13 protein-coding genes are annotated in these 19274 nt (G+C 60.2%); 8 read left to right on the top strand and 5 right to left on the bottom strand.

What is annotated here, in order from left to right:
- Positions 1 to 418 precede the first annotated feature (418 nt).
- From ACP90_RS21615 to ACP90_RS21600, 4 genes are all read left to right on the top strand, one after another.
- On the top strand, positions 419 to 4489 hold the full coding sequence (locus tag ACP90_RS21615; RefSeq protein WP_062489969.1) for a peptidoglycan-binding protein: 4071 nt from the start codon (positions 419 to 421) through the stop codon (positions 4487 to 4489).
- A 420-nt stretch (positions 4490 to 4909) separates the two neighbouring features.
- Positions 4910 to 5839: a sulfite exporter TauE/SafE family protein gene (locus ACP90_RS21610; RefSeq protein ID WP_031269647.1), complete on the top strand. Its 930-nt coding sequence runs from the start codon at positions 4910 to 4912 to the stop codon at positions 5837 to 5839.
- Entirely contained in the window at positions 5836 to 6618 is a 783-nt protein-coding gene (locus ACP90_RS21605; protein ID WP_023001774.1) for a TIGR02186 family protein, read from the top strand. The genes ACP90_RS21610 and ACP90_RS21605 overlap by 4 nt, the downstream gene beginning before the upstream one ends.
- A 189-nt stretch (positions 6619 to 6807) precedes the next feature.
- On the top strand, positions 6808 to 7938 hold the full coding sequence (locus ACP90_RS21600; protein WP_062489968.1) for an AI-2E family transporter: 1131 nt from the start codon (positions 6808 to 6810) through the stop codon (positions 7936 to 7938).
- Here the strand turns inward: ACP90_RS21600 and ACP90_RS21595 are convergent.
- The 4 genes from ACP90_RS21595 to ACP90_RS21580 all read right to left on the bottom strand — a co-directional run bounded on the left by ACP90_RS21595 (position 7935) and on the right by ACP90_RS21580 (position 12576).
- On the bottom strand, positions 7935 to 8222 hold the full coding sequence (locus ACP90_RS21595; RefSeq protein WP_062489967.1) for an antibiotic biosynthesis monooxygenase family protein: 288 nt from the start codon (positions 8220 to 8222) through the stop codon (positions 7935 to 7937). The genes ACP90_RS21600 and ACP90_RS21595 overlap by 4 nt on opposite strands.
- A gap of 111 nt (positions 8223 to 8333) precedes the next feature.
- On the bottom strand, positions 8334 to 9287 hold the full coding sequence (locus ACP90_RS21590) for an AraC family transcriptional regulator (RefSeq protein ID WP_062489966.1): 954 nt from the start codon (positions 9285 to 9287) through the stop codon (positions 8334 to 8336).
- A 50-nt stretch (positions 9288 to 9337) separates the two neighbouring features.
- Positions 9338 to 10075 carry a ligase-associated DNA damage response endonuclease PdeM gene (pdeM, locus tag ACP90_RS21585; RefSeq protein WP_023001770.1) on the bottom strand — a complete coding sequence of 246 codons (738 nt, stop codon included), beginning with the start codon at positions 10073 to 10075 and terminating at the stop codon, positions 9338 to 9340.
- On the bottom strand, positions 10072 to 12576 hold the full coding sequence (locus ACP90_RS21580) for a ligase-associated DNA damage response DEXH box helicase (RefSeq protein ID WP_062489964.1): 2505 nt from the start codon (positions 12574 to 12576) through the stop codon (positions 10072 to 10074). The genes pdeM and ACP90_RS21580 overlap by 4 nt, the downstream gene beginning before the upstream one ends.
- Positions 12577 to 12695: 119 nt before the next feature.
- Between ACP90_RS21580 and ACP90_RS21575 the strand changes: the two genes are divergently transcribed.
- The 4 genes from ACP90_RS21575 (at position 12696) to ACP90_RS21560 (ending at position 16623) form a co-directional block, all read left to right on the top strand.
- The gene (locus tag ACP90_RS21575) at positions 12696 to 13619 is read left to right on the top strand and encodes a DUF4189 domain-containing protein (protein ID WP_145915822.1); all 924 of its coding nucleotides are present in this window, start codon (positions 12696 to 12698) and stop codon (positions 13617 to 13619) included.
- A 92-nt stretch (positions 13620 to 13711) separates the two neighbouring features.
- Positions 13712 to 14734, top strand: a complete 1023-nt coding sequence (locus tag ACP90_RS21570; RefSeq protein WP_055658150.1) for a ligase-associated DNA damage response exonuclease — start codon at positions 13712 to 13714, stop codon at positions 14732 to 14734.
- Positions 14735 to 14786: 52 nt separating this feature from the next.
- Positions 14787 to 15230 carry a DUF4440 domain-containing protein gene (locus ACP90_RS21565; protein ID WP_082809823.1) on the top strand — a complete coding sequence of 148 codons (444 nt, stop codon included), beginning with the start codon at positions 14787 to 14789 and terminating at the stop codon, positions 15228 to 15230.
- Positions 15223 to 16623, top strand: coding sequence for a right-handed parallel beta-helix repeat-containing protein (locus tag ACP90_RS21560; RefSeq protein ID WP_082809822.1), 1401 nt, complete (start codon positions 15223 to 15225; stop codon positions 16621 to 16623). Before ACP90_RS21565 ends, ACP90_RS21560 begins: the two co-directional genes overlap by 8 nt.
- Positions 16624 to 16888: 265 nt before the next feature.
- Here the strand turns inward: ACP90_RS21560 and ACP90_RS21555 are convergent, their stop codons facing one another.
- Positions 16889 to 19006 carry a DEAD/DEAH box helicase gene (locus tag ACP90_RS21555; RefSeq protein ID WP_062489960.1) on the bottom strand — a complete coding sequence of 706 codons (2118 nt, stop codon included), beginning with the start codon at positions 19004 to 19006 and terminating at the stop codon, positions 16889 to 16891.
- Positions 19007 to 19274: the final 268 nt, after the last annotated feature.

The raw sequence follows: 19274 nt of genomic DNA, 5'->3' as shown, positions 1-19274 counted from the left end.
GTTTGTTCTCGTTTTTCAGCCGTTGTCCGGCTCATCGTTGATGTTTTGCAGTTTTCGAAACCCGCTCCGAAGACATGATCTCCAGTGCGTTCTCAGGCGATGCGGTTGTGTGCACAGTGGCTCAGCCGGTTTCTTGCGCACTGTTTAGCTTACGTTTGCGTTAAGGTCCAGTCACGGAAGGTCGCAGGGGAAAAATTCGTTAACGCAGCGTTTGCCGATTCGCGTCACCCTGATCGCGTGAACATCGGATTTTCATTCGAAAACGGTCTGTTTTCGCATTTAGCAAGGCCAATTAACGGCCTGTTTACCCTAAAACGACAAAGTCTTTCAAAACGCTGTGCCTGTCCCGTCCTCGACGGAATCATGGCGCAGCCTGTTTCATCAGCGGTCTGAATGACCGTCAGCCCAGGGTCAAGAGATGCCGGCTTGGAAGAAAAACGAGGCAGGACGCCGCGGCCGTGATGCGTATGAAGGCGACGACTTTTACGATGCACCACGCCGCGAGCCAGCGCGAAACCGCATAGAACGGTTGACGCGCACTGCAACGGCGCTTGGCAAAAATGACCGTTATCCCTCCGAGGAACGTGACGAGGATCTCGACGCCGTGGCCGACGAGCTGGACCGGCTTCTGGCCGACCAGGCGGAACCACGCCGGCCCGAAGTGCGTCGGCCGGAGCCTCACCAGTCTGCGCCGCGCCGCAGGGTGTCTCGCCGTGAGCCGGGCATTGATGAAGTCATGGGTGCGCTCGACCGATTGGACGAACAGGTGCAGGGGCTTGCGAGACCGGACCCGCGGGAAGACTATCGTCAGGAGCATCGCGCGGACTACCGGGATGAGCCGCTTCGGCCGGCGCCGAAGCCACGTCCTCGCCCGGGGAGCTATGCCATCGACAATCTGCCGGCTGACGAACCCTATTATGACGAGGACGATGCCTACGAAGCGCAATATGCGCCGCAGCCCTCTCGCCAGCGCGACCGGGACGTACGCTCCAGAAGCGAAGCGTCCATGCATATCTACAAGGACCTTGGCCGCCGCATCGACGCATTGAGAGCGCCGCAGGAACAGGCCTTCAATCAGGTTCGCGATGAGCTTGGTTCGCTGCGCGAGGCACTTGGCGGCCTGTCGCGCGGCACCAACGAAACCGTGAGCCGGCAGAATGCGGAACTGCGTCGCCTGTCCGACATGGTCGAGCGTCTGCGTGCCGACAAGAAGAACGACCAGCTTGCCCGCGAGATCCGCAAGGAAGTCGCCGACCTGAAGGACATGGTCGGCCGCACGAACGTGGAAGGGGCTCTCCAGACCCTCGAGCACGGGTATGCCCATATCCTGCAGCGTCTTGATGAATTGTCCCGTGCGTCTGTGGATCCCCGCGTCCTGCGCGGTGTGACCGCGCGCCTGAATGAAATCGAGGACGCCTTTGCCGCGCTGCCGCGGTCCGAGCACATGATGGTGCTGGAAGACCGGGTCGTCAGCATTGCTGAACGCATGGAAGAGCTCCTGCAGCGCAAGGGCCATGCCGATATCGAACCGCTTCGCGCGGAACTGCGTGAAGTGCGCGGCTTTGTCGAACAGATCGATATCAAGGGTCTTGTCGAGGGTATTGATGACCGGATGAAGTTCGTGTCCGGCCGCCTCGACGATCTGGAAGTCCTGGCCCGGGAACAGCGCGGCCTGGACAGCCGTCTGTCCGCCATGGAACAGCGCATGCCCGAGCCGGAAACGATCTCCAGGCTGCAGGGCCGCCTGGAAGACATCGTCGGCATGATGGCCGATGACCGTGCAGCTCCGGTGGACACTCAGCATCTGGGTCAGGTTGACCGGCGCCTAGACGAAATCGTTGACCGTCTCGAGAGGATGGAGCAGGCAGGTCCGCTTCCGTCGACAGACACGGGCGCTTTTGCAGCGCTGGAGCAGCGTCTGGAAACGATCTCCGGCAAGATCGACGCGATCGAAAAGAAGTCTGCGCGCCCGGTGCCGGTTCTGGATGCAGCCGCGATGCGGTCCGGCGGCAATGCGCCGGACACCAAGTTCATGGCCCAGCTTCAGGAGCGGTTGAACGATCTGACTGCTCGTCTGGATCAGCCGAAAGACACGGTCACGACATCGGACCTCGACAAGCTGCGCGCCGAGATCGGATCCATGCGTGCCAGCGTGTCGGCACCGGCATCGACAGAAGCGCTAGAGCAGCGGATTGCCGATCTGGCACAGATCGTTTCGAAAGGTGCCGAAGTTACCGACGACAGCCGCTTCGAACAGCTTGGAGCCAAGGTTGCCGCGCTCGCGGAACAGATCGAAAGCACGTCCACTCAGGCGTTCAGCATGGAGCAGTTCTCACCGTTCCTGGAGCGGATCGAGAAGGGCCTGGAAAAAACCCGCTCAGACGTCGTGGGCATCGCCCGCGAAGCGGCAAGGGAAGCGATCGAAAGCGCACCGGCACCGAGAAACGGCCAGTACGATCAGGCCATCACGGAGCTTCAGTCCGATCTGAAGCGGTTGCTTGACGCTGCTGAAGGTACTGACGAACGGACGCGGAACACCTTTGACGGGGTCAAGTCCGTGCTGGGCTCTCTGACTGAGCGCCTGGACAACCTGGAACGTGCCGACCACTTCGGTGAAACGCCGGCCTCCAGCTTCTCCCCGATCAAGGTTGATGAACCGGCCCCGTTGTTCTCCAAGGCCCCACAGGCCAGGAAGACGGAAGGCGAGCAGCAGCCCGCTGATGCACCGCAGGCACCGCGCGCCGATGACCGGACCCGTGATCGCAAGGCAGACTTCATCGCAGCTGCCCGCCGTGCAGCACAGGCAGCTTCGGCGGAAGCTGCCCAGCTGGAAAAGCGGCAGAAGGTAACGGAAGAACCTGAAGCTGCCGACGAGGAACGCGGCAAGGCCCGTGTCGGCTGGCTGCGCAACGTTCTCAAGCGCGACAAGTCCGCTGCGAAGGAAGACAAGGCCGAGCCGGTTGGCGATCTGGAGCTGAATGCCGAGGACGTTGCCGATCAGGCGTTTGAAACCCAGGATTCTGCCGTTCTGCCGGGTGATCGACCGGCACCGGAAGCTCCGCAAGCCTCCAGCGGCCGTCGTCGGGCCATTCTCTATACAGCTGCCGCCGTTGTCCTATTGATCGGAACACTGCAGGTGTTCCGCCTGGCAACCGGTGGCCCGGAAGAGGCCGATCAGCTTGCCGCGAACACGCCGGAAACCGTTGAAGCGGTTCCTGCGCCGGAAATGGCAGACGCTGCTCCGGTACAAGCCGACGTGCAGCCGGACGTTGAGGTTACTAGCGAGGTCGCTCTGGCAGAAAGCCGCGGCGTCGGATCTGCGGCCGAAGGCGCAGAATCCGGGGCTGCCAGCACGATGCCGGACGAGACGGCCGACACGATGTCAGAACAGGCCCCGGCTGTTGCATCAGCGCAGTCCGCGCCGCCGCAAACGACACCGGTCACCGAAAGCAACAATGTTGAGGCTGCTTCCGCGTCCGGTCCGCTTGCCCCTGAAACCGAACTGGCGTTCGCGCCGCCCGCAGGCGTTGCAAGCAGCTTCGGCGAAGCAGGTGAAAGCACTGTGTCCGGGTTCCAACCGGCAAGCGAAGCCGGCGCTCCGGCAAGCCTCCTTGCAAACCTGCCACCGGAAGGCGTTGGCCCGATGGCGCTGCGTAGCGCTGCTGCCAGTGGCAATGCGGCTGCAGAATTCCTGGTGGGTGTGAAATTCACCGAAGGCAGCGGTGTGTCGGCGGATCTGTCCAAGGCAGCAGTCTGGTATCAGAAAGCGGCCGACAAGGGTCTCGCGCCTGCCCAGTACAGGCTCGCAAGCCTCTACGAAAAAGGCCGTGGTGTCGACAAGGACCTGCCGAAGGCAAAGGCCTGGTATTCCAAGGCGGCCGAAGCCGGTAATGCGAAGGCCATGCACAACCTCGCGGTTCTTTATGCCGAGGGAGGCGGTGAACAGCCTGACTATGCAGCTGCTGCCAAGTGGTTCGAAGAAGCCGCCAATTTCGGCGTCAAAGACAGCCTGTTCAACCTGGGCATCCTCTATGCCGGAGGCATCGGCGTCGATAAGGACCTGGTAGCCAGCTACAAATGGTTCGCGATTGCGGCCGATCAGGGCGATCCGGAAGCAGCCAAGCGCCGCGACGATGTCGCCAACATGATGGATCAGGAAACCCTCGCCAATGCTCGGCTCGCGGTTGAAAACTTCAAGCTGAAGACGCCGAACGCGGCAGCCAACAAGGTGACGATGGAGCCGGGTTGGGTGGACAGCGCTACATTGCCGGCGGAAAAGGTGTCGATCCAGGCACCCGACAACACGGCCATGGTCAAGGAAGCCCAGGACAAGCTCAACTACCTTGGTTTTGACACCGGTACCCCGGACGGCCAGATGGGTCCGCGCACCCGCAGCGCGATCCGCGCCTTCCAGCGGAGCATCGGAATGCCGGAAACCGGAGAAGTCGACAACCGTCTGCTGGACGAGTTGAAGAGCCAGGCGATCTAGACCATCCCTTGGTGTATCCGGGGTGGGCGCGACAAGCGGCGACCTGATGAAACAAGCACCCAGCCAGGCCAGATGCCCGGCTGGGTGTTTTCACATTGCGGCCCACATTGTTTTTTCACGGTGACACGAAATGGAATTTTCTTCGGTAACGGCGCTACAGGCAATTTGCCGATGGAAAAGGCAGAGCCTGAATGCAGTCAGATATTCGAACGTGAAGCACTATGGGCGTGGTTTCAAAAACAGACCGGAACGCGGGATATTTGCGCAACGCAATGGTCGAATTCCGCCTGGCACTTGTCTAAAATCGGCGAACCGAACCAAACAGACCTGCTGGCCGGTTGACATGCTGGACTCTACAGGTCTTTAACCATTTCATCGTAATCTTTACGCAGTCATTTCTGCAGTTTTCCGGTTGATCCCGTGCAATTATACCTGCCCATAGCCGAGATTCCGGTGAATATCTTCGTGATATTCGGCATGGGCGGCGCCGTGGGTTTTCTGTCGGGGCTGTTCGGTATCGGCGGTGGCTTCCTGCTGACACCGCTTTTGATCTTCTCCGGTATCCCGCCCGCTGTTTCCGTTGCCACCGTCACCACGCAGGTGGTTGCCTCTTCGTCATCGGCTGTCGTCACCTATTGGCGACGAAAGGCCATCGACCTGAAACTTGGCACAATCCTGCTCTGCGGCGGTGTCATAGGGTCGTTTATCGGCGTCATATTGTTTGAGGTTCTGCAGTCCATCGGTCAGCTGGATGTCGTGATTTCGCTGTCCTATGTGACGTTCCTGGGCGCCATTGGCGGCCTGATGCTGTTCGAATCCATCCGTGCCATCCGTCGGCGCAAGTCCGGCGTTGCGCCCAAAGCCCGCAAACCCGGTCAGCATAACTGGATCCACGGGCTGCCGCTGAAGGTCCGTTTCCGGCGCTCCAAGCTTTATGTGAGCATCATCCCGGTTGTCGGCCTTGGCGCGATCATCGGCTTTCTCGGCACGATCCTGGGGATCGGCGGCGGCTTCATGATGGTGCCTGCGCTGATTTACCTGCTGCGTGTGCCCACCAGCATCGTCATCGGCACATCCCTGTTCCAGATCCTTTTCACAATGGCAGCCGCGACCGTGTTCCATGCCATGGGCACGAAGACTGTCGACATCGTTCTGGCCATGACGTTGATGGTCGGGGGTGTGATCGGAGCCCAGTTCGGGGCTCGCATGGGCCAGAACCTGCGCGGCGATCAATTGCGTCTGCTGCTTGCGCTTCTGGTCCTGGCTGTCGGCTTGCGCTTTGCGGTCGACCTGCTGCTGACACCGGACGATTTCTATTCCATCGCGATCCGGAAGGGGGCAGGGGCATGAGCCGGCTGATCCTGCTTCTGTCGATTGTCGTTGGCCTGGTAACCGGCGCTGCTGCCCAGAGCCGGCCGAACCAGGAACTGGTGACGTCCCTGTCCTCGGATCTGATCTCGATCCAGTCCAATTTCACGGGCACGGAAATCGTCATCTTCGGGCAGGCCAGCAACATCGAGCGCCAACCCAACGATCCGAGCGGCTATGAACTGGCCATCGTCGTGGAGGGGCCACCGCAGGACATCACCACGCGGCGCAAGGGCCGTTTTCTGGGCGTTTGGGTGAACCGGGAGGCCGAGCGGTTCCAGAACGTCCCTTCCTACTACGCGGTCGCCAGCACCATCAATATCGGCAACCTTGCGAACCGCACGGTTCTTGACGACCTTGGCATCGGCCTCAACCACATCAACCTGGCTGTCTCGGGCGTTTCCAATGTCGCTCTGTCAGACAGGGATGATTTTCGCCGCGCCTTCGTCCGGCTGCGGGAGCAGATGGGTCTTTACTCGGAACAGCAGACCTCGATCACCTTTCTGACCGACACAATGTTCCGAACAAATATCCCCCTGCCAGCCAACATCCCCGTGGGCGACTACAAGGTCAAAAGCTTCCTCTTCCTCCACGGCGAGGTGGTGGCCCAGACGGAGCAGACGCTGGCTGTTGCCAAAAGCGGTTTCGAACAGGTCACCTTTGAATTGGCGCAGTCCTATCCGTTCTTCTATGGCCTCCTCGCGGTGTCACTGGCCATTTTCACAGGCTGGCTCGCCGGTGTGATCTTCCGCAAGGACTAGGCAGACCCGATCTCGGCCCGCCCGATTTCGTCTTCTCGAGCCGATTGTGTCCTACCGGGCTTACCCATCTGACTGAACGCCGAATGTTATCGTCGGAAACCGCATGTTCGCGCACTTTCCGCTGGCGCTTGCCGCCGCCGCGGCTATTCTCGAGTCCAAAGATTTTTCAGGCTGTTGGGGCAGGCGGACATGACAGAAGAACCCTCATCCACACCACGGGTGGAAACAGTTGTGAAACCTGACCCGACACTGGATGCAAAGGTCATCGATATCGCCATCCGCCTAGGCGTTCTGGGGCTCTTTGCCTATTTTTCACTTCAGCTCGTCGCGCCGTTCTTTCTGTTCCTGGTCTGGGCGGTTGTGCTGACGGTCGCACTCTATCCGGTGTTTGACTGGCTCGTCGCCAGGCTTGGTGGACGAAAGGTTCTTGCAGCAGTCCTGATCACGCTCTGCTGTCTTGCAATCGTGATCGGTCCCGTTGCCGTGTTGATCGTCAGTCTCGTGGACACGCTTCAGGGCTGGTACCACGGCATGGCGAACGGCGTCCTCAAGCTGCCGCCCCTGCCTGAGAAACTCGCCGGGTTGCCGGTCGTCGGTGCCAAGATTTCCGAGATCTGGCAACTCGCCGGTCAGGGGCTGGAACAACTCCTGGCCAAGGTCGGGCCGACGCTGGTTCCGGCCGGCAGCCGCATCCTCGGTGTTCTGGCTTCGCTCAGTGGCAGCGTGCTGTTCTTCATCGTCTCCATCGTACTCGCAGGCTGCCTGTTTGTGCCGGCCCCGTCTCTGGCAAAGGGCAGCAAGCTGTTTGCCGACCGCATCATCGCGCCGCGCGGATCGGAATTTGTCGATCTGGCCGGTGCCACCATCCGCAACGTCTCGCGCGGTGTCATTGGTGTTGCTGTCGTCCAGGGGCTGCTGACGGGGATCGTGCTGATATCGTTTTCCGTGCCGCTTGCCGGCGTCCTGACCTTCGTGGCGCTGATCCTGTGCATCATCCAGATTGGTCCGGCACTGGTGATTATTCCCACGATCATCTGGGCCTGGAGCTCCTGGGAACTGGTGCCGGCACTCCTGTTCACCGTGCTGATGGTTCCGGTGATGCTCATCGACAATGTCTTGCGGCCAATCCTGATGTCCCGTGGCCTCAACGTGCCGATGCTGGTGATCCTGATCGGCGTTCTCGGCGGCACCATTGCCTATGGCTTGATCGGTCTCTTCCTCGGGCCCGTCATCCTGGCGGTGTTTTACGAACTGATCATTGCTTGGGTGAAGGCAGGCGAGAAAAGGCCGCCTGAAGTGACGACCTTGCCCGATCGCTAGAGCGTCTGAAAATAGCCACTTACCGGATCTTCGGCGAGATGACCGGAAATCATGGCCCAGGTTCCATCAGCAATGAGTCCGTCGATATGTGCCTTGTGGATTGCTTCGTTTTCCCAGCTTTCGACAAGCGTGAAGCGGCATGCATCGTCCAGGTCCTTCAGAACCTCGACACCCTGACATCCGGACACGCCCGGAAGCTCGGCCGAAACCGAGTGCATGATGGTTTCAAACGCCTCTTGCCGGTCCTTGAGAGCCTTGAATTGAACGACAACTTTGATGGCCATGGGGGATCCTTTCCGCGTCGGCTGTATGTTGCCGGCATGGGATAAACAGCCAAGGTAGCTGGCGACAGATCCATTCCTGCTGAACGGCTGCCCGATCCTGCGGAACTTTCCTCAAGTACCGTTCTGGCGAGGCGGGTCCAGAGTTTCGGCATATTGGCGCGGAGCCAAACCGAAAGCCGATTTGAAATCACGCGTGAAGTGAGACGTGCTTGCATAGCCGGCAGCCTCGGCTGCACGAGCCACGCTGGCGTTTGACGTCAGTAGGTGTTGCCGGGCGCGGTCGAGACGTACCTGCTTGCGGTATTGAAGCGGGGACTGACCGAACAGAGCAGTGAAACCATGTGCGAAATGGGAGGGGCTCATGGCAACTTCGGCTGCGATTTCGGCAATCGTCAGCTCCGGTTGTGCCGCATGGGTCTCGATATAGCGCAAGGCCTTGACCAGCCTTTCATCCCTTGCACTAACCAGGGTCCTCAAGACGCCAAAGGCGTCGGACCGCAGGATCCGGTAACAGATTTCCTGCAGGCACAGCGGTGCCAGCACATGGCAGTCGGCCGGATCCCGAAAAGAGGTGACGAGGCGCAGCAGCGAACCGGCAAGTTCATCGTCCAGCGGTTCACAGGAGATAAGCGCGCCTTTGGCCGGGGAAGACGTATGGGCATCGGTTTCGGCAAGGCGAACCAGTGTTTGAGCAATCAGCTCAGGTGACAATTGCAGTTTGAGGGCCAGATAGGGCTTTGCCGGTGTGCCCTCGACAACTGCGCTGTAAGAAGCGTCACCATGAAACGCGATCACGTGGCCGGGGTCATTGACGATCTGCTTGTCACCCAGGCAAACGCGTTTCAGCCCGGATACGGCAACGGCGACCGAAAGTCCCTTGTTCCGGCCACGGTGATAGGGAAGGCATTCCGACAGTTTCAAAGCCCAGACGGAGCCGAGTGGGGACGGAGCGACCCCTTCCGTTTTCGCAAACTTCCGAACGGCATCACTCAGTGCAGCGATTGCTGGCGAAGCACTGTCGGTATGGACGGAGTGGCAAGCTTGTTCGGGAGAATTCGTCAGCATAGCTCTGGCTTAGCCAACGGCAGCCATGAGCACAAGCGGCAGATGAAGTGTCAGTCCCCGACCAGACGGCTGGCAGTAAAGGGGAACAGGCGGTCATTACCGAGCATGAAAACGGAAAACTGCCGTCGCCGGAAGAGCATGCCATAGGCTTCATCGGTGACATTGAGGCCGCCGGTCAACGCGCCAAAGGCGGGCAGGACAAGACGGGTGCCGTCGGTAACGAAGCAGGCCCGCCGGATCGAGCGGCCGAAGCGGCGCACGCGGGCGGCCGGATGCAGATGTCCGCAGATTTCTCCTGCGGTCGACGTGGAACCGACCTTCTCGATTGGTTCGTGCCGGAAGGTCAGCGGGCCGATGGTGATTTCGTCAACCGTTACACCGCACAGGCGCACCGGTGCAATCGGATCGTGGTTTCCCGTGACCCAGATCCATTCACGGCCGAGCTGAAGGGTCGTCAGCATCGCGCGGTAGGGCGCTGGCAACCGGTCGGAGCCGTCGGGATCGTGGAAACTGTCGCCAAGGCAAATGACGCAAGCCGGATCGAAGGCATCGATTACGCCGGCAAGTTTCTCCAGCGTTGCTCCGGTGTCATAGGGCGGAAGCATCACACCGCGTCGGGCGTAGCTGGACCCTTTTTCAAGATGGAGATCCGCGACGATCAGGGTGGACTCGTCCGGCCACCACAAGATCCCGCTGTCGTGCAGACCGACCAGCTGGCCATTGATCTGAATGTCATGACATACCGGCGCAGCAGCATATTTGCGCAAATGGGATGTCAGGGCACTCATTCCATAGCCTCCAGTACGAGTTCTTCGGCTGCCTCTGCCAACAGCGTGTCCATGGCCTCCCCGTAGACCGGTTCCTTCCCTATTTCCAGGAGAATTGGCACGGCAAGGGGAGAGACGTGCGGAAGTTCAGTATGCGTGATTCGTCCGCGGATCCGGGCAAGAAGTTCCCCCAAACGCGAGATATCCAAAAGTCCTTCGGCGGCGTCGTTCCAGGTTGCCTTGAGTAATATGTGGTCTGGTTCATGGGCTCGCAGCACGTCATAGATCAGGTCCGAGGATACGGTTACCTGCCGGCCCGACTTCTCCAGCCCCGGATGGCGGCGTTCGATCAGACCGGCAATGACAGCACAATTACGAAACGTACGTTTCATGAGGCTGGATTCGGCGAGCCAGGCATCGAGATCGTCGCCGAGGATGTCTTCCTCGAACAATTGGTCGAGAGGAATTCTGCCGGAAGAAAACAGCAGAGACAGGTCTCCGAGGCCCCATATGGCAAGCGCATAGTCGTTGGCGACGAAGCCGAGCGGGTTCGCACCCAGCCGCTCCAGACGCTTGGTCAGCAGCATGCCAAGTGTCTGGTGCACCAATCGTCCCTCGAACGGATAACAGACCATGTAGTGCTTGTTGGCGCGCGGAAACGTCTCCACCAGCAAGCCGTCCCTTGCAGGCAGGACGGATTTCTCCCTCTGGATGTTCAGCCAGTCGCGCACCTGTTCGGGCAGCGCCTTCCAGCTCTCGGGTGTCGCCAGCATCGTGCGGACGCCTTCAGCGAGATAGGTGGAGAGCGGAAACTTTCCGCCCATGTAGGACGGGATCATCGGATTGTCCGATGTGGTGCGCGAGACATAGGCCTCGTTTTCGCGGATGCCCTCGAAACGCACCACCTCGCCGCCGAAAAGAAACGTGTCGCCCGGCGCCATCTGCTCCAGAAAATACTCTTCCATCTCACCCAGAACACGCCCGCCGCGGCCGACGGGTGTTCTTCGCCCGGAAGCCTTGGAGCGCACCAGCCGCACCTTGAGCATCGGTGCTTCGACGATGGTGCCGACATTCAGCCTGTATTGCTGCGCGATCTTCGGGTGGGAAATCCGCCAAAGCCCGTCCTGGCCTTTCCGCAGCTTGGCATATTGATCGTAGCTCTTCAGTGCGTAGCCGCCGGTGGCGACGAAATCGAGAACCCGCTCGAACGTCTCCCAGTCGAGATGCCTGTAGGTTTCAGAGGACCGTATTTCATTAAAGACATCTACTGCATCCAAAGGGTCTGCGCAGGCAAGGCCGAGCAGATGCTGGGCAAGCACGTCCAGCGCGCCCTGGCGCAGCGGCGGCGTGTCCTGATCACCGCGCATCGATGCGGCAAGGGCCGCCTGACACTCGAGCACCTCGAACCGGTTGGAGGGGATGAGGATCGCCTTTGACGGTTCGTCCATGCGGTGGTTGGCACGGCCGATCCGCTGGGCAAGGCGGCTGGCCCCTTTCGGCGCACCGATGTTGACCACCAGATCGATATCGCCCCAGTCGATGCCCATATCCAGCGAAGAGGTGGCAACCACCGCCTTCAGGGCACCGGTGGCCATGGCCGTTTCGACTTTCCGCCGCTGGCCGACATCAAGCGAGCCATGATGCAGCGCGATCGGCAGCGTGTCGTCGTTTATGCGCCAGAGTTCCTGAAACACCATTTCGGCCTGGCTGCGCGTGTTGACGAACAGCAGCGATACGTTGTGTGCCTTGATCAGCTTGTAGATGTCGGCAATGGCATAACGCGACGAGTGGCCGGACCAGGGAACGCGTTCTTCGCTCTCCAGGATCGAGATGTCGGGCTTGGCGCCACCGGCGACCTCAACGACATGAGACAGCGCCCGGCCGTCCGGGTCGGGCTGATCGACAAGATAGGCGCGCAGGTCATCCGGTTCGGCGACAGTCGCCGAAAGCCCGATGGTCCTGAGGTTCGGGGCAAGACGCCTCAGCCGTGCCAGGCCAAGTGCCAAGAGGTCGCCACGCTTGGAGGTCACCAGCGCATGCAACTCGTCCAGAATGACGGTTCGAAGCGAGGCAAACATCCGTGCCGAGGCTGGATCCGACAGAAGCAGGGCAATCTGTTCCGGCGTGGTCAGCAGAATGTCCGGTGGATTGAGCTTTTGCCGCTGACGCTTGTGAGAGGGCGTGTCACCGGTGCGGGTTTCCAGCCGGACGGCAAGATCCATTTCCGAAACCGGAGCCTCCAGGTTGCGGGCAATATCGACCGCAAGTGCCTTCAGCGGCGAGATGTAAAGTGTGTGGATGCCATTGCCCGCGGAACCGGGTTTTCTTTTGCCCTGTGCTTCCAGTTCCACCAGGCTTGGCAGGAACCCGGCCAGGGTCTTCCCGGCGCCCGTAGGTGCAATCAGCAGCGTGGAATGGCCCTGTTGCAGATGATCGATCAGTTGCAGCTGATGGGGCCTTGGAGCCCATCCCCGCGAGGCAAACCAGCTTTGGAATCTGTTTGGTAGCAACTGCACGTCCATGGCTTTGGTTTTAGGCCAGGGATGGGTGAAAGGCGAGGGGGAATGTTCCTTGATTGTTCAGCTTGTGTTCAGGTGACCTTTGGTCAATTCTGCGCGAATATGACCTAGGGGAGGTTCTTTTGAAAACATTGGTATTTATGGGACTTTTGTCAGTAACCGTTCTTTGTGCAGGTGGAAGCGCAAATGCTTCGGAAAGCCTCAATTATCGTTGCAAACTCGGCAATGAGTTCGTCTTCATTGAAACGATCCCGGAAGAGGGACGCGCAATTCTCGAGGATATCAACGGCAAGACAATCCTGGTGCCGGACGGGCGGGGTGGTTACTTCAACGATGACGAGGAAATCTCTTTTGAGCAGGCTAAAGCCGTTCCTGAACTCTGGCTTGGCGATGTGTCGCATAACTGCGAAATAGCGGTGCCAGATTCGATCGGGCAGAGCCAGGCAAGCAACGCTGTGGGAAAAAATGAAACGCAATTGAATCTCCAGGGCCAATCTCGGGGGGGCAAGTTGCGCGCAGGCCCGGGAACGAATTTCGCGCAGGTCGGCAGCCTTTCGGAGGGGACCTGGGTCACCATCCTGAAAAACAGTGGTGTTCGAATGGACGGCTACGACTGGTTTGAAGTTGTGGCCGACAGCGGATTGCGCGGTTTCCAGTGGGGCGGAATCATGTGTTCCAACGGCTCGAAGATTGCCGGTGTCGATCAAGCTTGTGGTGCGCAGGCGTCTGCGCAGCCGGCCACGAAAGTGGCTCAGCAACTCGGTGGTGGCTGGATGGCGTTTGCCCTGGCACCTGGTGGAGCCTTTGGTCATGGAGCTGCCCCCACCAGGGCAGCCGCGGAACAATTCGCCATGCAATATTGCGGCAACAATCAATGCCGGATTGCGGACGCCACCCAGGCAAGGTGCCATGCATTGGCTGTTTCGCCTTCCAGCAACGGTATTGGCGCTGGCGACAGCGAGCAGGCAGCGATGAACTTTGCCATGGGCTGGTGTTCGAACAGCGGCGCAAGCGGCTGCCGTATCGAGTATTCCTATTGCCAGTGAGCCACTTGCCAGTGAACCACGACGCCATGGCCATGCGACCTTTTCGCCGCATGGCCATGGCAGATCCGCAAATCAGACCTATCTAGCGACGGATGTCCGATCTACTGACGCTGACACCCGAAGGCCTCTATTGTCCTGAAGCAGGTGTCCATATCGACCCCGTCCGCCCGGTCGAAAAGGCGGTCATCACGCATGGCCACGCAGATCATGCGCGTTCGGGTCATGGCGCGGTGCTGGCAACGGGCCAGACCCTCGACATCATGGCAATCCGCTATGGCGAGAACTTCTGCGGATCGGCGCAGGCGATCGGATATGGCGAGACGTTGAGGCTTCGGAATGTCGAGATCTCGCTGCACCCTGCAGGTCATGTACTTGGCTCTGCACAGGTTCTGCTGTCATCTGCCGGGCGGCGAACCGTCGTATCGGGAGACTACAAACGGCAGGCAGACCCGACCTGCGCGCCTTTCGAAGTGGTGCCCTGCGATACCTTCGTTACCGAGGCGACCTTCGGCCTGCCGGTGTTTCGTCATCCCCCGGCGCGAGAGGAGATTGCCAAGCTGCTGTCGTCGCTGGAGCTGTTTCCGGAGCAGACCCATCTGGTCGGTGCCTATGCGCTCGGCAAGGCGCAGCGCGTTCTCGCAGAATTGCGGGCGGCCGGTTACCAAAAGACGGTCTACCTTCACGGCGCATTAGAGAAGCTGACGGCCTATTACCGAAGCCAGGGGATCGAACTTGGCGATGTCGAACCTGTCGGCCAGCGCGGCAAGGAGCTTGCCGGTGAAATCGTCATGTGTCCGCCCGGCCAGCTTTCGGACCGTTGGTCCCGCCGGTTCGGCGACCCGGTCGCGGCAATGGCCTCGGGGTGGATGCGTGTTCGGGCGCGGGCGCGTCAAAGAGGGGCAGAGTTGCCTCTGATCCTGTCGGACCATGCCGACTGGGACGACCTTTGCCGCACCATTCTGGAAACGGGTGCCGAGCAGATCTGGGTGACCCATGGCGCGGAGGAGGCACTTGTCCACTGGTGCGAATTGAATGGACGAAACGCCCGCCCGCTCAATATGATAGGCTATGACGACGGCGAGGACGCCGACGTTGCGCGGGCCGCACAAGGCTGATCCGGCCCACGCGAAATTGCGGCATTTATTTCCTTTTGGGGGAGAGGCAGTCATGGCGGACGACGGTGAATTTGCAGGTGCCGGCAACGGCCAGACAAACGGCGCCGGAGCTGGTGCCAACGGCGAAGCCGAAGAGGCGATTGCACAGCTCTTTGACGACTATCAGGCCGGCTTCAACGATTATGACATCGACAGGATCTGCGACTGCTTCGCCCTGCCGACCATCATCTGGCAGCACGAGAAGGGGCATGTCTTCAACGACGATGAGGAGTTGATCGAGAACATCGAAGCGCTCCTTCAGGCATTGGAGAAGGAAGGCGTGTCCCATTCGGACTTTCACGTCGTATCCAGCCATGTGAGCGGCTCGGTCGCACTGGTGACCCTCGATTGGAGCCAGGAAACGGCGGACGGCGAAGTCGTGTTCGAGTTCACCTGCCATTATCAGCTTATCCAGGACGGAGCGGATTGGGTTATTGCCTGCATCGTCAATGAATAGAACGACAGGCCGGAGGGCAGGGTGCCTTGCCCTGCCGATCCTTTGCCTGCTTTCGCTCCTGTCGGGAACCGCAGCGGGCGAAACGCGGGCTATCTATGGGGCATTGACGCCAGCACCGGAAACCTTGCGAGCCTGCACACTTCCTGACATGACTCCTGGCAAGGTGTTGCTGGAGAGCGATTGCCGTTATACGGAACCGGTCGTCATCTCCTCCGACAACATCCTGCTGGATTGCCGCGGTGGCACGATCACGGGCATGCACCGGCGCGGCATTACCATTCGGCCAGGCCTGAAAAACATCACCATTCGCGATTGTCGCCTCGACGATACCGGCGGCATCCTGATTGAAGGTCAAACGCCGTCGGATGACGCTGCGGCGCGGGACGAGGCGCGGGCAAATTCGTCCCAAGGGGTTGTGCTCGACCATCTGACCATCACCAAGTCCTACATGACAGGCGTCTTTGTCGATCACTACGTCGTCGGCGCGACGATCCGTAATTCCATCGTTGCCGATGGTCACCATGTTGGCATCTATCTGGAACATGGGTCGCAGAAGAACGTCGTTTCCGGCAATCTGATCCGCAACAATGGCCTCTTCACCAACAAGGGCATCCGGCGCATCGGCCCGACCCGCCGAGAAGGCCTGTCCGTGGATGGATCCGCGTACAATCTGATCGAAAACAACATCTTCGACAGCAACGCTTTCGGCGGCATCTTTCACTACAAGAACTGTTGGGAGTTCCACACCACCAACCCGGAAAGCCGACCGCGCCTGCAAGGATCGGACGGCAACGTCATCCGCGGCAATGTCTTTCGGAACATGGACATCGGCATCTGGGTTGCCTCGCGCCAGGCGCGCGATCTGGTGATGTGGGACTGCGGCGACAAGAGCCCTTACGACAGTCCGGTTTCACTGGCCCCGATGATGGGTGACCGCCCATGGGGGCAGTCCGACACTTTTCTGGGGTATCACTTCAACCCGGAACTCATCGCCGGTTTCGTCGACAAGAACGCGCTTTCTCCCAGATGGCCGTTTCCGATGGAGCTGCACCTTTACGAGGATTTCGCCGAAGACAACACGTACCAGGACAACTGCTTCGAGAACCTTGTCACGGGCATCCGGATCGAGGACGACGGCAACACGGTCCGGGACAATCTGTTTGTGGGAGACTTCGAATACCTTTATCTCGGCAGTCCGTTCCGGGCAAAAATGCTGAACCGGCCGATAGAGGGAACAGTGATAGAAGGCAACAAGAATGCCTCTCCCTCGTCGCGAAGCTTCCTGCAGAACAGCTTTCTGGCCGATGACGAGCACAAGGACACTGTCATCGTCCAGCCCGATGCTGGTTCATCCGTGCCTGCGCCGGATACCTGCAAGACGGGACAGACCTAGACCGGTTCAAATGAAAAAAGCCGGTGACGCTGGTCACCGGCTGTTGTTGTTCACAGGCCCTTCTGTTTGTCATCCCGGACGCAGCGAAGCGAGGATCCGGGATCGGGGTACCGATGACTTTAAGAAAAACCTGAAAACAGAAAGGCTTGCGCCTCCCCGGTCCCGGCTCGCGCTACGCTTGACCGGGATGACGACAGGCGAGGCAAGTCTGGTTCATCGTCTTTGCCGGTGACACTGGTCACCGGCTTTCTGTCAGGGCTTTCTGTCAGGGCTTTGTTTTCGAGGCCTTGCGCTCGGCGCGCGACGGCTTGTTTTTCTTTGCGGCCTTTTTCTTTGGCGGCGCGGAGTTGGCAGCCGACCGGGTCCGCGGCTTGCGCCGGTCGCCGTCCGGGCCATCCGCGGCACGTTCCTTGCGCTTGGGAGCGCGCTCGCCGCCGTCGAGGTCGCGAGCCAATTCCTTGGTGTTCAGAGGCTCGTAGGCAGGGTGGTGCGGCACGAAATCGTCGTCACCGGACCGGCGGCGGGATTTGCCACGAGGTCCGTCAAACTTGCCGCGCGGCCCGTCGAATTTGCCTTTGGGCCCGTCGAACTTGCCTCTGCCTTCGCGCTTCGGCCGGCCGGATTTCATGCTGTCTTCGGCACCGAGGCTTTCGTAATCCGGTGCATCTGCACCACGCGGACGGCGCTTGGGCGGACCAGAACGGTCGGACCGGTCACGGCGGAAGCCGTCTTCCTTGGGCGGGGCGGGGATCTTGCCACCACGTGCATCAAGCAGTGTGATGGTGGCATTTTCCTCGCCCGTGCCTTCGCGCTTGACCACATCGGCGAAGCGCTGGCCATGACTGCCGGCGATTTCGAAGTAGAGCTCGTTCTGGAAGATCTTGATCGCGCCGACTTCCTTCTTGGTGACGTGACCGGCACGGCAGATCATCGGAAGAATCCAGCGCGGTTCTGCGCGCTGGCGGTGGCCGAGCGACAGCGAGAACCAGATGCCGTCTTCGAACTTGCCGGTGATTTCCGCATTGCGACCGCCGCGCGAGCCGGCATCCCTGCCTCGGAGCGAGGTCTCATCGAGATCGGAGACTTCTTCCGGAGCGGGTAGACGCGACTGACGCAGCTTGACGAAGGCGGCAGCAAGCTGTTCCGGGCTGTGAAGCGCAAGCAGCTCGTTTGCGATCGCCAGTTCTTCTTCTTCCAGTTCCACCTTGAGTGCGGGATCGGCCAGAAGCCGTTCCTTGTCCTTGGCACGAATGTCGTCGGCGGTCGGAGCACCCTTCCAGGTCGCAGTGATGCCGGCAAAATGCAGCACGCGCTCTGCCTGGCGGCGGCGCGGGAAGGGAACCATCAGCACACAGGTACCCTTGCGGCCGGCACGTCCCGTACGGCCGGAACGGTGCAGCAGGGCAGCCTTGCCTGTCGGCAGGTCGGCGTGGATCACCAGATCGAGGTTCGGCAGGTCGATGCCGCGTGCAGCAACGTCGGTTGCCACACACACACGGGCGCGGCCATCCTTCATCGCGGCCAGCGCGCTGGAACGCTGTTCCTGGCTGAGCTCGCCGGAAAGGGACACGATGGAGAAACCACGGTTCGCGAGGCGCGATGTCAGCCGGCTGACAGCTTCACGCGTCGAGCAGAAGACGATTGCCTTTTCCGCTTCATGCTGGCGCAGCACGTTGATGATGGCGTTTTCGCGCTCGTTCGGAGCAACCGGATGCGCGACGTAGTCGATATCGCCGTGCTGTTCGCGAGCGTTGATGGTCGACAGTCGAACGGCATCTTTCTGGAAGCGCTTGGCGAGTTCTGCAATCGGCTTCGGAACCGTTGCTGAGAACATCAGCGTGCGCCGGTCCTGCGGCGCGGTATCCAGAATGAATTCCAGGTCTTCGCGGAAGCCCATATCGAGCATCTCGTCGGCTTCGTCGAGCACGACAGCCTTGATCTCCGACAGGTCCAGTGCGCCACGTTCGATATGGTCGCGCAGGCGGCCAGGCGTGCCGACGACAATATGAACACCGCGTTCCAGCGTCCGCCGTTCGGTGCGCGGGTCCATGCCGCCGACACAAGAGGCCGTTACGGCACCGGCTTCATTATAAAGCCAGGTCAGTTCTTCCTTCACCTGAAGGGCAAGTTCGCGGGTCGGGGCAATGGCCAGCGCAATGGGAGCGCCTGCCTGGCCGAGACTGTCCTGGCCGTCAAGCAGCGTCGGGGCAAGTGCGAGGCCAAAGGCAACGGTCTTGCCGGATCCGGTCTGCGCAGATACCAGAAGGTCGGCTTCCGGCGGCGCGTCGCTGAGAACGCTTTCCTGCACGGAGGTGAGGTTTTCATAGCCACGTTTCGCCAGCGCGGCCTTCAGCGCCGGGGCGAGAGAAGTCAAATCGGTCATAGAAATCTTTCAACTGCTCCGGATCTTCTGCATGCCAGTCAGCAGTCTACCGGATAGGGCCATCCAGTCATCGGCCCATGGATGGCCGCGGCTTATACAGGCATTTTTCCTCGCCGTCCATCCCGCATTTTTTAGGTGTGAAAGTGGTGCACTGGCAAAAACTGCAGCGTTTCTACGCCGTGCGCCAGGTACCGAGCGATGACGCAAGTGCACTATTGTTCCCCGTAACCGGTCATCTTGTAGGGCATTGACTAATTATCTTATGCCG

The sequence above is a fragment of the Labrenzia sp. CP4 genome (assembly GCF_001579905.1).
GTDB classification, from domain to species: domain Bacteria; phylum Pseudomonadota; class Alphaproteobacteria; order Rhizobiales; family Stappiaceae; genus Roseibium; species Roseibium algicola.
Note: the sequence above shows the minus strand (reverse complement) of the source record. Positions and strands in the feature narration are given on the sequence as shown.

Bases quoted from the DNA above. Each gene is read 5' to 3' on its own strand.
- ACP90_RS21615 (WP_062489969.1), top strand. From the start codon at position 419: ATGCCGGCTTGGAAGAAAAACGAGGCAGGACGCCGCGGCCGTGATGCG.
- ACP90_RS21605 (WP_023001774.1), top strand. From the start codon at position 5,836: ATGAGCCGGCTGATCCTGCTTCTGTCGATTGTCGTTGGCCTGGTAACC.
- ACP90_RS21600 (WP_062489968.1), top strand. From the start codon at position 6,808: ATGACAGAAGAACCCTCATCCACACCACGGGTGGAAACAGTTGTGAAA.
- ACP90_RS21595 (WP_062489967.1), bottom strand. From the start codon at position 8,222: ATGGCCATCAAAGTTGTCGTTCAATTCAAGGCTCTCAAGGACCGGCAA.
- ACP90_RS21590 (WP_062489966.1), bottom strand. From the start codon at position 9,287: ATGCTGACGAATTCTCCCGAACAAGCTTGCCACTCCGTCCATACCGAC.
- pdeM (WP_023001770.1), bottom strand. From the start codon at position 10,075: ATGAGTGCCCTGACATCCCATTTGCGCAAATATGCTGCTGCGCCGGTA.
- ACP90_RS21580 (WP_062489964.1), bottom strand. From the start codon at position 12,576: ATGGACGTGCAGTTGCTACCAAACAGATTCCAAAGCTGGTTTGCCTCG.
- ACP90_RS21570 (WP_055658150.1), top strand. From the start codon at position 13,712: ATGTCCGATCTACTGACGCTGACACCCGAAGGCCTCTATTGTCCTGAA.
- ACP90_RS21565 (WP_082809823.1), top strand. From the start codon at position 14,787: ATGGCGGACGACGGTGAATTTGCAGGTGCCGGCAACGGCCAGACAAAC.
- ACP90_RS21560 (WP_082809822.1), top strand. From the start codon at position 15,223: ATGAATAGAACGACAGGCCGGAGGGCAGGGTGCCTTGCCCTGCCGATC.
- ACP90_RS21555 (WP_062489960.1), bottom strand. From the start codon at position 19,006: ATGACCGATTTGACTTCTCTCGCCCCGGCGCTGAAGGCCGCGCTGGCG.